Here is a 12338-nt window from a genome sequence, read left to right as displayed (position 1 = left end):
TTTCAGGGTATAGGAGAAGTACCAATCACAGAACTTCCGATATACGAACCCCACCAAAATAGGAGGAGCTGAAAACAATGGTCACACTATCATTAAATCATATTCAGGGGAAGAACGGAAGTCATTGGAATCGATTAATGCGAGATGAAAAAGCTAAGGAATACTGTATTGTAGCGATTGATGCAGCGAAGTTTGTGAATACAGCGATGGTATGTACAATCTACGGTGATATTTTACAGGAGCCATTTGAGTTCGACGGGTCAATGACAGGCTATCAATTGATGAAGAAATACATTAATTCAGTGTGTGAAACATACGCACTTTCACAAGTGATTGTCGGAATTGAAACGACTGCGCATTACTATGAAGACCTTGTGAGATTGTGCATGGATGAGGGTTACGTCGTCCGAATTTTGAATGCCGCAACGACTGCCAGGGAAAGAGAAACCGTGTTGAATTATACGAAAACGGACCGTGTGGATTTGATGGCGATTGTCCAGTCATTACTTCATGGGCGTGGTGGAACGAGCGTTGAATCCATACTTGAACTTGAATCGTTAAAGACATTAACAAGGGCCAGAAGAACACTTGTTAATGCGCAAACAAGGTCCGTCAATCACTTGCGTCTGTATATGGATCACATTTTCCGTGAGTTTCAAGGGAAGAACCTGAAAGTGGATGGCGAAAATAAGGTCATCAAGATCTTAGATCAGTTCGTTTCAAAAACGTCGCTATTCTTGATGAGAAACCATCCTCACCCGTCAGATATCTTAACTCTAGGCAAAGCTGGACTAAGGAAGATATCTATTGAAAATAACCTGAAACTCCGTGAGGATGTTATCGATAGGTTCTTGGATTATGCAGCGAATTCGATTTCCAAACCAAAGTCTATGCTTGAAAGCGAGTTACTTTTACTCCAACTAAAACTTGATGAATATGAGTTAATACATCATCAAATCAAGCAATTAGAGGATGTAATTGAAGAGAAACTACTGGAAACCGATGGTGGTATCCTCTTAAGTATCCCAGGTTTAGGAATCACTACGGCCGCCGAATTGACCGCGGAAATAGGGAACGTCCATGACTATTCACATGCAGGACAACTCATCAAAATGGCCGGTACGAATCCAATTGTAAGACAGTCAGGTGGGAAAAAGGCGAATCATTACCGGATATCCAAACAAGGTAGGGCCGCTTTTCGAAATGTGGTCTACCAGGTAGGGAAAAACGTTGCGGTTCAGAATCCTGAAATGAAAGTCCGGTATTTGGCGATGAAGGACAAAGGTAAGAAAGCAGGCCAGTCCTATATCGCTCTAGGTAATCGAATCCTACGGATTGCCTTTGCCATGATCAATAATCAACAGTTATATAAAAGCATTGAAGCGGACTATTGTCTGGAAAAAGTCATCGCTGGCAAACTCAAGAATAAGAAAAAGCAGGAGCTATTCAATCAACGCTATATAAAAGAAGTAGAACTATAAACGCAAAATCTAGATATAGACAAAGGCGTTTTCCCGGAACGTAGACCACATAGTTTAGGGTACCTGAGGCTTTAATGACCTCGTTGCACAGCGTCATGGGTCTTGTTTCACAAATACGAATAAAACGTTAAAGAACGTGAGCTTGTATTTAATAGGATGTATCCCTGTGAAATGAAACGCAAGACCTTTCACGTTGCGGAAAAACGCCATTATAGTGTTCTGTGATTGTTGAGTTTCAAAAAAATACCATTATGAGGCTTTGGTTTCGTGCGGCCAAAAATCTATTTTCATAGCGCTTGACTTATTTCACATTAAACGCTGTGAAACAAACGTGATTGTTTCACAGGTACACTGATCACTATCTGAAAAGATCCGACCGAACTGATGGAGCTTTACAATAAGGAAAATGCACCTCCAACGATTATGAACGCTTTTGATTTGTAATTTGAGAAGGGTCTAGAGAAGGATAAGATTGGGGAGTGCCGTGCAATTGAACAAAACTAAGCCTTGAAAAACTCCCAGTGGAAATAGTTTCGATTACCACTAGGCTTACATTGGAAGAAGTAAGAGAGAGCTGAATTGATACTGTTGCGTGTCTGTGCAAGAAACTATCATGATTGTTTGTCACACAGACACGTTTCAAAACTTCAGTCATCTAGTACTTCAATCAGATATATCCGCTCATCAAATCCACCGCGTTTATCCGCTTTATCTTCCCGTATTCTTTCCAATTCTTCAATCGTCGTGTCATAAACTGAAGCCGCTGCATGAATAAGCTCCAACAAATCCGCAAGTTCTTCGATTGCATCCTCTGAATTCTCGTTTAACACAGCTTCTTCATACTCAGCCAATTCCTCATGCATCTTTTTATTAATCTCAATTAAGTATTCATCATTTGATAATATCCGAGAAGTTAATCTCTTGTCAGACTTTGCAATGATTTCAGGAATACGATCACGGACTAGTTTGTTGTAGATCGGCATTGTCTCATCTCCTTGTGTGAATCTTATAGTTAATTGTAGCACTTTTTTTGTCGATTTTACAAAAGGCCCCTCGTTTAAATTGAATACGTTTGGTGCTCTTTCTCAATAAGTATCCACATGTCATTTTCCTCGTAAATTTCTAAAAGCTGTTTTGCTTTCTGTAAATAGTTGTTTGCAGAATCATGACCTAGATGGTGAAGGCATAAAGATTTTCTTGAAAAACAGAGTGCAAGTGATTGATAAGGCATTTGTTTTTGATGCGTTTTAATCGTGTCTTCTAAAACAGAAAGTGCCTCTTGATAATTCTTATCTTTTATGAGTAGAAGGGTTAAATTTATAAGTAATGTAGATTGTAACTGAACAGAATATTGATAACCCTTATATTGGTTTAGGCGATTCAAGAGGCTTTTAGTGACTTCGATTGCCGTATCTACCGGAAAGAGATATAACAGAACGTTGATGAGTTTTATGTCTGTCAAATACCAATTGTTATACGTGGAAAGTCTGTCCCATACCGGTTCTACAATTTCTCTTGCACGATCAATATCACTAGTTTGAGCTAACTTGATGAGGGCATTACATATGGTTAAAACGTCACTAAGCATTATGTTTTTTTCGGAATTTTCATAGGCCATTATTTTGTTTTTAATAGAATGTAATCTGTGTAGATCGTTGTACGGTAGATTGAAAAAGTCCATTAGTATTTGTTGCTCTTCACTCACTTTATATTCGTCTGCAATAAATAAAAATTCACTTGGGCTGATATGAAATTTGTTTAAAATATTAATAAATGTTTCTGCTTTTATATCCGACTTTTCATCCTCAAATTTAGAATAGGAGCTTTGCGAAAGAATATTTTCTGCTGAATATTTCTGTGTGTAGCCCTTGTTTTTTCGTATTCTTTTTAAATGTTTCCCTATTGTCATTACGACTCACCCTTCAAAATATTCTTTTTCGAATATTTAGTAAGTATATCATTTTAATAGATTATTATACTAGGTAGGAGGTGAGAAGATTGGAAATTATATACGTATTGCTAGACATTTGGCTGATTTCTGGTGGAGGAAGTTAATCCTGCAATCTTCTGTACGTCCGAATAAGCTAAATAGCGATTTACCTATTATATCAAGTGAAAATTATGTAAATAGATTCCGTGTTGATACTACAAATTTAAAAGAAAAGAGAGGATCCGATGAAGAAGATTTTTAGTTGTTTATTGGCCATTTTGCTGCTCTCTACTACTTTTTTACATTCTGCGAAACCGACTTATGCTTTTGAGTCTACAAATGATGAAGTAATTATCAGTTTTAATAATGACAACTATCTTGTAAAGACTTTGTCTCAAAGTGATACTGCTATTAAATTTGAAATAATAAAGGATTCGATTGTTGAAGAATTAGAAGTTGATTATACTTCTGGGAATTTTACAATCACGGATAGCAGTGGTTTAATCCAAAGTTATAATGCTAATGATTTTATTGTTGATGATAGTCAAGCGAAAAAAGAAATTGCATTATATGAGAGAATGCATGTGATTTCAACTGAAGAAGATGAAGCAAACAACGAACTCATTTCACAAGAATTAGAATCGGAATCAGCGGATATGGGTGTTTTGAATATCAATTCATCCAGAAGTTATATTACAGGCGATATAAGGAAGGCTGTAGGGCTTGATAGTCCATCGGCTACTTGGAATTATCAAGGTGCTTATAATAGAGGTGCTAACGGAGCAGTAAAGGTTCTTGCTTATCAGGGTTCACAATGGAAGACAACGAAAGCTTTAAAGAAGTTTCAATTTACGAAAGGCGTAGCATTCTCTATAGTAATTGGAGCAGTTATTGCGTTTATTCCTGGCCTGAATATATCTACGGTGAGTAGCTTTCTGTTATCCGTAGGTGCTAGCGTTGTCAGCGGATATTTAGGAGATAATTTAACGCTCTTTGTTGGAGTTAGAAAACAGGATGTAGGAAGGGCTTATTTTGTGAAGAACGGCTTTACGACAAAGACAAAGTCCTACTATAATTATGTATATGGTAACCGTTCGAACGGTACACCACAGAAAAAGCTTTACAGCAGTGGTGGGTATGCATACTTTTACAATAATTGGAGCGTTTCTAAAGTTGCGTCTGTTGCTTATCAACAATATCGTTATATAGAACGTTTTAGATCAACGGCTCCTAGATCGAATGAGTTTTAAAAAATCCAGAAGTTGGTGAGTATGTGAATCAAACAGTGGAAAAAAATAAGAAAATTATATCATATGTCTATTTACTTATTTTTACTGTAGTTTCAGAAATTTATTTATTCACCAAGGCAACACCCTATGAAGCGATTAATGAGTTACGGTTTTATTGTTACATCGGGATGGCCATTTTCATCATAGGTTGGTTAATGCTTCAGAACTATAAATCGTTGTGGATAAACGTGGTAATCACTAGTTTGATTTTATGTTTGGTTCTGATTCAGAATTACAATCTTCCCGAGTTAAGATATGAAGACGCACAAAAGCTAATCAAGGAACAGTATCATATTATACCTGAGATGACGCATCAAAAAGTCATATGGAGTGATAAAGGAACGGACCTTTATCTGGTGACTGGCACTTTAAATGGAGAAAAAAGATTCTTTTCTGTGAATCCTATGACAAAGGAAATTGGGGAACTTGAGAATCCAGAGACCTCATAATTTTTCAGACTAAATTCTTGTCGTAAATGGCTGTTTTTCACTGGCATACTCTATATTGGATCACTTCTGAAAAATTCGTAAAAGACGAATGATTTGTTTGTGAAAAGGCAGAACGAATGGAAAGAAGAAGTCTAAGAAGTCTAAGAAGTACACACCCATACGGTGAAATTTTAGTAGACCTGCCATCAGAACATTTGCTGGCAGGTTTTTTTATGATTGTATTTTAACGTCTGTTTGATATGGTGGTGGAAGGTTGGTCATTATTTAGGTGCCTGTACATAAAGTTATTCTGATTATACAATATAATTACATATATTTTAGGTATATGTTGAAAAGTTGGTCAGATTTTGTTGACGTCATTATTTGCTTTAGCATATAAAAGAGTATACTTACGCATTTTATGAGAAATATATATAATAAATAAAACCGATTTATCCAATTCAGGAGAAGTCGGTTTTTTATGCGTATACAATTGGGTGAATTATTTGTTGTATTTCTTGCACAGGTACTCCAAAGTCTTTTTTGAATTCTTTTTCTAACCTATTTGTTTGTCGAACAGGCATCTTTCAATTATCGTATCTAAATTGTAATTTAGGGAACGATACCGAGTACTTGATGGTACCCGGGAGAAGGAGAAATGTCGATGAAGATTCGTTTTGGATATGTAGCCAATGCTTTAGGGTTGTGGGATGCAAGTCCTTCTAAAACGTTAACCTTTACTCGCTATAAAACACTTTCTAAAAGCGAACGGATGGACAAGCTGAGATCTGTAACAGTCCAAAACTTACAAAACACGAAACGAATTTTATATTATAATATCGCCCATGAAATAAAACTATACCGGTTTTCAAGTACGCTCGTTCCTTTAGCAACTCATCCGGAGGTAATGTGGGACTTCGTAACTCCGTTCAAAACCGAGTGGGAAGAATTGGGACAGCTCATAAAACAGTTTGATTTACGACCAAGTTTTCATCCAAATCAATTCACACTTTTTACAAGTCCGCGAGAAGAAGTAACTATTAATGCAGTGGTGAATATGAAATACCATTATAAAATGCTCGAGGTAATGAATGCACTTGATGAAGGTATTATTAATATCCATATTGGCGGAGCATATGGGGATAAAGAAAGTGCATTGGTGCGTTTCCATGAAAATCTAAAAGCATTACCTGTACATATAAAAAAACAGATGTCTCTTGAAAATGATGATAAAACGTATAATGTAGAAGAAACACTCCTTGTTTGTGAAAAAGAAAATATCCCTATGGTCCTTGATTATCACCATTATATGGCGAATGATGGTGAGGTTATTCTCTCGGATTGTTTACCGCGTATATTTAATACATGGAAAAGCGTTTCTTTAGTGCCAAAAGTCCATCTTTCTTCACCAAAAACAGATCAAGCATTTCGTTCCCATGCGGATTTTGTATCTTTTGATTTTGTCTTGCCGTTCTTGAAAATGGCAAAGGAGCTTGACCGAGACTTCGATATAATGATTGAAGCTAAGCAAAAGAATCTTGCTATGTTGAAACTCGTTGAAGAAGTAGCTTCGATCCGGGGAGTCAAACGGGTCTCAGGTGCAGTATTGGAATGGTAATTACAGATGGAATTACAAATTTCGTGTGATTGAGGTGGAAAAAGTGACGATTGTTCGTTTAGGGTATGTGGCAATGAGTATGGAATTGCAAAACGCATCTCCCTCACAAACCATGACATTTGCACAATTTCAAAAGATTAAAGACAGGGAAGCCGCTATTCGTAAATTGGAGCGTATTTCTGTTTCGAATTTAGAGAATACACTTAGAATTTTAAGGCATAATGCAGCATCTGATATTCACTTTTATCGCTTAACTTCACGAATAATCCCTCTGGCCAACCATCCTGAACTTCTTGATTGGGATTTTTTGAGTCCCTTAAAAAATCAATTGCGAGAAATTGGAGATTTTGCGACAGAACACAAAATGAGAATTGATTTTCATCCAGATCATTTTGTTCTCATTAATTCCATGAAGAAAGAGGTCCTGAAAAATTCCATTCAAACATTAAAGCTGCATTATTTAGTATTGAAAGGGATGGGGATAGATACGGCTCATCGCTGTGTGATGCATGTAGGGGGGAATTATAAGGATACGGAAAAATCGCTTGAACGTTTTATCAATCATTGGATGCTAGTCCCAAGGCCGATTCAAAAAATGATCATGCTTGAAAATGATGATACTTCTTTTACACTGGAGGATACTCTTTACTTATGTGAAAAGCTGGATATTCCACTTGTTTTTGATATTCATCATCATCTTGCGCTTCATCAAAATTCGGATTGGGAAGTTCATTGGGATCGAGTGGTCCAATCGTGGAGGCATTCGTCTCTTCCTGTGAAAATGCATATTTCAAGTCCGAAAAGTGCAAAGGAATTTCGGCATCATGCAGATTTTATTGACATCGATGTATTTTTTAATTTCTTAAATGGAATAAAGGGGAGCGTTCCACGAATTGATTGTATGATTGAAGCGAAAAGAAAAGACGAAGCCTTGTTTCGTTTAATGGAAGAGATTAAAGCAAGGGATGATGTGGAAGTCATTGATGGTTCTACGTTTCACTTAAGGTAATCAGGAAATTGGGCATGTGAATGAAGTTATTCGGATCATGCAAAGGACAATAGGTTAATCACGAATTCCTTCTAAAATAGAGTTGTAAGAAAAATTTCGTGAAAGTTTAAACAAACATGATTGCTTGTTGTACAGGTATGCGATAAAAAAGACAAACGTAAAAAATGTTACGTTTGTCATAGATCGTACGATTCTATTTGGTATATTCCACAACGATAAACGGTTGTAATTGGAATGGTTTAGGTGCAATGTTTCGGTCATTCCATTGTGCGAACCAGCGCTCTACTGGGTAGAAGAAATAGCCATCTTGCCAATGATCTGATGTATCATATGGGTCAGCAAAAATGAGCATATCATCACCAATGCCTGGTGTACCGTTGTTATCATAGCCAATAATGGATTGCCAGTGACCATCCCAGTCTGTCCACTCAACCATGATTGGACGATCATTTTCTAAATGATCTGTAAGCCATTTCACGAAATAGCTGTCTTTGGCATCTGATACCCAAGCTTCTGTATTCTCACTGTTTTCAGAAGCATATAAGCTATTCCAAGTGAATGTTGCTGGTAAGTTGCCTACGTTATTACCCGTCGCACCTGAATCCGCTTGTATTAGATCAACATCCGTGTAATCTGCACGGTAACTTGTTTCTACTACTTCAAAACCTTCAATACTTGTGAAGAAATTATGCAGCTGAGAAACGTCTGCACCATATTCATGGAAGTTATTCGCAGATCCAGGTAATGCGCCTTCTACATCTAGGTCAGTCATTGCTTTCATTTGTATCGCAATGTCCATTTCTGTCATTTTATCGTACCCGAAATGATTTGCCACCATTAATGCTGTTGCTGGACCACATGACCATTCCGTTGTTTGTTGCATCGTTTGGTAATTTTCGATAATTGTTAAATTGTCATCTGATTTTAAATTATAAAAATCAGGTGCTTTATAGTAGCGAGATTCTTGATTATCTCCTGCATTAGCGTATGCATCTGCACCGCCAGCCTCGTCATAATCTTCGCCTTTAATTGGGGTTGGTTTAACTGCCACGCTCGTTTCCGCCGATGCGTTTTTGACTGCTAATACCTCCGCATTGTTTTTCGTTTCTCCACCTGAGCATGCGCTCAGTAACATTGCAGATGCTAAAACTGCTGTTAGGGTTCTTTTCATTTATCATTCCGCCTTTTCTTTTTGTACTATGCATTTCTTGCATAGAAATCTAGTATAACTAAAAATAGAATTTTAACAATATGTATTTATATTTATGAAAAATACCGGAACTGATGGTGACTTCTGACGATACACCACAATTGCATATTTATAAAAGATATGCTGAAAAAATTGTCGATTTAGTATGTATATATAATTGTTTGTTTTTTCTTGCGCAGGTACTTTACACTAAACAAATTCTATTTCGCTATCCTGGTATTCTATTACAAATGTGAGGATGTCCATATCTATTACAAACAGATTCCTTTCACCGTTGACTTTATGTTTGAATACTTAGAAAAGAAGAGGAGTCCATATGGAATGCCAATCTCGGAAGGTCAGTGAATAGTTCAAATACAAAGCTTTTATATTTCGAATCATAACGCTTGAAATAGCTATTTTAATGTAGCAATATGGATAGTGTGAAATAGTGTACAAAGTGTGTAGTTTTCATAGTACATATAGTTTCATAAAACAATAATGTAGGGAGATATAAACTATGATTTATGCAAATCCTAATACTCCAGGCGCACTCATCAATTTTAAAGAAAAATACGATAACTTTATCGGTGGCGAATGGGTAGCACCCGTAAAAGGTGAATACTTTGATAACAAAACACCTATAACAGGGCAAATATTCACAAAAGCGGCTCGTTCGACTGTTGAAGATATTGAACTGGCACTAGACGCAGCCCATGCAGCAAAAGATGCATGGGGAAAAACATCTACAACGGAAAGAGCGTCAATTTTAAACAAAATCGCTGACCGTATTGAAGAGAATTTAGAAATGCTTGCTGTTGCTGAAACATGGGACAATGGAAAAGCAGTGCGGGAAACATTAAATGCTGATCTTCCCCTTGCAGCAGATCACTTCCGCTATTTCGCTAGTGCTATCCGCTCACAACAAGGAAGCTCAACTCAATTAGACAATGATTCAGTCGCTTATCATTTCCAAGAGCCACTGGGCGTTGTTGGACAAATTATTCCTTGGAACTTCCCAATTTTAATGGCGGCTTGGAAAATTGCACCGGCTTTAGCAGCAGGTAACTGTATCGTTATGAAACCAGCCGAGCAAACACCGGTTTCTTTACTTGTGTTAATCGAAACAATCCAAGATATATTACCAAAAGGCGTATTGAACATTGTGAATGGTTTTGGTGTTGAAGTGGGTAAAGCACTTGCAACAAACAAACGTATCGCTAAAATTGCCTTCACTGGTTCAACAGCTGTTGGCCGTCAAATTATGCAATACGCAACTGAAAATATTATTCCAGTAACATTAGAACTTGGTGGTAAATCACCAAACGTATTCTTTGAAGATGTAATGGATGCTGATGATGCTTATTTAAATAAAGCAATTGAAGGTTTCGTGATGTTCGCATTGAACTCAGGTGAAATTTGTACTTCTCCTTCACGTGCACTTGTTCACGAATCCATCTATGATACATTCATCGAGCGTGCATTAGAGCGCGTAAAAGCAATTAAAATTGGTAACCCATTAGATACAGAAGTGATGATGGGTGCTCAAGCTTCTGAGCAACAAAAAAACAAAATCCTTACATACTTACAACTAGGTAAAGATGAAGGCGCTGATTGTTTAATCGGTGGTGAAGAAAACGTACTTGAAGGAGATCTTGCTGGCGGTAACTATATCCAACCAACTGTCTTCAAAGGTCACAACAAAATGCGTATCTTCCAAGAAGAAATTTTTGGTCCAGTACTTGCTGTAACAACATTCAAAGACTTCGATGAAGCAATGGAAATCGCAAACGATACAGAATATGGTTTAGGTGCTGGCGTTTGGTCACGTTCGGGTGATACTGCATACCGTGCGGGTCGCGCTATCCAAGCCGGACGTATATGGACAAATACGTATAATCAATACCCAGCTGGTGCGGCATTTGGTGGTTTCAAACTGTCGGGTATCGGCCGTGAAAACCACGCAATGATGCTTGATCATTATCAACAAACGAAATGTTTATTAGTGAACTATAAAGAAGAATCACAAGGTTTCTTTTGATCTGATAGGGGCGATAACAACATGATAGAACGAGTGACTGCAACGCAAGAGGCTTTAAATTTGATAAATCTTATTAAGAGCAGGCATGGGGCTATCATGTTTTATCAATCTGGTGGCTACTGTGAGGGATCTGTCCCGATGTGTTATGTAGAAGGGGATTTTAAGCTTGGCGATAGCGATATCTATCTTGGTACCATAGGCGATGTCCCTTTTTACATCCACAGGGCACAATATGAGTAATTTAAACATACGCAACTTATTATTGATGCAATGACGGGCAGAGGTGCTAGTTTTTCTTTAGATAGTGTGGAGGAAATGCATTTTATCACAAAATCTAAAGTATTCACAGCAGACGAGTGTGAAGAAGTGAAAAAGCTTTTATGAAAGTGTATTGACCTGAAAAATAATAAGAAACACCTTCCGTTGAAAATGGGGATTGAGAGATACCCCAAGAATACAACGCGAAGGTGTTTTTTATATGCAACAAAATGAATTTCAGGTACCTATGCGTGTTAGGTACTCCAAAAATATACGGATTTAATTAACTATAGTTTAGTAATCTAAAAGGAGGGAATTATTTTGTAATATAATATAACGAGTTTAGTGAATAACTAAATAATTACATCGTTTCTCACACAGGCATTTTTTTGTTATTCAATTTTCTTCATCTTCATATATGAGCGTATAAGATCCATATCTTCTTTTGTAAGATTTTTAATTTCCTCGATGGACTGTATGACTCCCAATACTTGTTTGTCGTGAGACGGCTCGCTTTTATTGCCAAAATAACTTGTAATGGCGGAGGTGAACGTACCGATGATCCCAATACCTACTAACATTAAAACTACGGCTAATACTCGTCCTAATGGAGTTATTGGTGAAATGTCACCGTATCCAACAGTTGTGGTTGTGACAACAGCCCACCAGAGAGCATCTGGGAATGTGTTAATGGCTGGCTCAACCAAAATAATTGGAATCGGAATAATAAACAAGAGAACAACAGCAACCAACAGTAATTTGTCTAATCCGTTGGTCTTTAAAATACTATAGACTGGTTTTAGAAAACGTGACCCAATTCCAAGTAAACGGATAATCCTAAAGATACGAACGAATCTCGCTGCTCTGAATATCGAATCGAAGGGGATAATGGCAACAAGTTCTAAAGGATGTTTTTTTACATAAGTCCATTTGTTTGGTGAGCGTAATAATCGTACCGTGTAATCAATTACAAATATTATCCATATAATACGATCGAATAATACAAATTGTACATTCTCTGAAAATGCAAAAAGCAAGGACAGGACTACAAGAAAGAACATAAGAATTTCATATGTAATTGTAACTTTTTTCATT

At 37.1% G+C, this 12338-nt stretch carries 10 protein-coding genes and 1 pseudogene; 7 read left to right on the top strand and 4 right to left on the bottom strand.

Annotated features, from left to right (window positions below; translation table 11 throughout):
• Positions 1–77 precede the first annotated feature (77 nt).
• A complete protein-coding gene (locus tag ACFSFY_RS12290; protein WP_381538430.1) occupies positions 78–1481 on the top strand; it encodes an IS110 family RNA-guided transposase in 1404 nt (467 codons plus the stop codon).
• A 647-nt stretch (positions 1482–2128) separates the two neighbouring features.
• Here ACFSFY_RS12290 and ACFSFY_RS12285 read toward each other — a convergent pair.
• Together ACFSFY_RS12285 and ACFSFY_RS12280 are read right to left on the bottom strand one after the other, a co-directional pair.
• On the bottom strand, positions 2129–2464 hold the full coding sequence (locus ACFSFY_RS12285) for a pyrophosphohydrolase domain-containing protein (protein WP_381538428.1): 336 nt from the start codon (positions 2462–2464) through the stop codon (positions 2129–2131).
• Between the two features lie 74 nt (positions 2465–2538).
• Entirely contained in the window at positions 2539–3390 is an 852-nt protein-coding gene (locus ACFSFY_RS12280) for a helix-turn-helix domain-containing protein (RefSeq protein WP_381538426.1), read from the bottom strand.
• A 266-nt stretch (positions 3391–3656) separates the two neighbouring features.
• On the opposite strand from ACFSFY_RS12280, the gene ACFSFY_RS12275 reads away from it, so the two are divergent.
• From ACFSFY_RS12275 to uvsE (ACFSFY_RS12260), 4 genes are all read left to right on the top strand, one after another.
• On the top strand, positions 3657–4661 hold the full coding sequence (locus ACFSFY_RS12275; RefSeq protein WP_381538424.1) for a hypothetical protein: 1005 nt from the start codon (positions 3657–3659) through the stop codon (positions 4659–4661).
• 23 nt (positions 4662–4684) lie between these two features.
• On the top strand, positions 4685–5149 hold the full coding sequence (locus ACFSFY_RS12270; protein WP_381538422.1) for a hypothetical protein: 465 nt from the start codon (positions 4685–4687) through the stop codon (positions 5147–5149).
• A 643-nt stretch (positions 5150–5792) separates the two neighbouring features.
• Positions 5793–6746 (top strand): UV DNA damage repair endonuclease UvsE, encoded by a 954-nt coding sequence (gene uvsE, locus ACFSFY_RS12265; RefSeq protein ID WP_381538420.1) that lies wholly within the window; start codon positions 5793–5795, stop codon positions 6744–6746.
• Positions 6747–6789: 43 nt separating this feature from the next.
• Positions 6790–7755: a UV DNA damage repair endonuclease UvsE gene (uvsE, locus tag ACFSFY_RS12260; RefSeq protein ID WP_381538417.1), complete on the top strand. Its 966-nt coding sequence runs from the start codon at positions 6790–6792 to the stop codon at positions 7753–7755.
• Between the two features lie 193 nt (positions 7756–7948).
• On the opposite strand, the gene ACFSFY_RS12255 is transcribed toward uvsE (ACFSFY_RS12260), so the two are convergent.
• Complete coding sequence (locus ACFSFY_RS12255; protein WP_381538415.1) at positions 7949–8926, bottom strand: papain-like cysteine protease family protein; 978 nt, start codon at positions 8924–8926, stop codon at positions 7949–7951.
• Between the two features lie 538 nt (positions 8927–9464).
• Here ACFSFY_RS12255 and exaC point away from each other — a divergent pair.
• A complete protein-coding gene (gene exaC, locus ACFSFY_RS12250; protein ID WP_381538414.1) occupies positions 9465–10985 on the top strand; it encodes an acetaldehyde dehydrogenase ExaC in 1521 nt (506 codons plus the stop codon).
• Positions 10986–11006: 21 nt separating this feature from the next.
• Positions 11007–11369 (top strand): annotated as a pseudogene (locus ACFSFY_RS12245) (DUF779 domain-containing protein).
• 266 nt (positions 11370–11635) lie between these two features.
• On the opposite strand, the gene ACFSFY_RS12240 reads toward ACFSFY_RS12245, so the two are convergent.
• Positions 11636–12337, bottom strand: coding sequence for a potassium channel family protein (locus ACFSFY_RS12240; RefSeq protein WP_381538413.1), 702 nt, complete (start codon positions 12335–12337; stop codon positions 11636–11638).
• Position 12338: the final 1 nt, after the last annotated feature.

This window comes from Sporosarcina siberiensis (genome assembly GCF_042681925.1).
Taxonomy (GTDB): Bacteria; Bacillota; Bacilli; order Bacillales_A; family Planococcaceae; genus Sporosarcina; species Sporosarcina siberiensis.
The sequence above is the reverse complement of the archived record's forward strand: the minus strand, read 5'-3'. Positions and strand labels throughout refer to the sequence as shown.

Coding starts and splice junctions, on each gene's coding strand:
- ACFSFY_RS12290 (WP_381538430.1), top strand. CDS start 78: ATGGTCACACTATCATTAAATCATATTCAGGGGAAGAACGGAAGTCAT.
- exaC (WP_381538414.1), top strand. CDS start 9,465: ATGATTTATGCAAATCCTAATACTCCAGGCGCACTCATCAATTTTAAA.
- ACFSFY_RS12285 (WP_381538428.1), bottom strand. CDS start 2,464: ATGCCGATCTACAACAAACTAGTCCGTGATCGTATTCCTGAAATCATT.
- ACFSFY_RS12240 (WP_381538413.1), bottom strand. CDS start 12,337: ATGAAAAAAGTTACAATTACATATGAAATTCTTATGTTCTTTCTTGTA.
- ACFSFY_RS12275 (WP_381538424.1), top strand. CDS start 3,657: ATGAAGAAGATTTTTAGTTGTTTATTGGCCATTTTGCTGCTCTCTACT.
- ACFSFY_RS12255 (WP_381538415.1), bottom strand. CDS start 8,926: ATGAAAAGAACCCTAACAGCAGTTTTAGCATCTGCAATGTTACTGAGC.
- ACFSFY_RS12280 (WP_381538426.1), bottom strand. CDS start 3,390: ATGACAATAGGGAAACATTTAAAAAGAATACGAAAAAACAAGGGCTAC.
- uvsE (WP_381538420.1), top strand. CDS start 5,793: ATGAAGATTCGTTTTGGATATGTAGCCAATGCTTTAGGGTTGTGGGAT.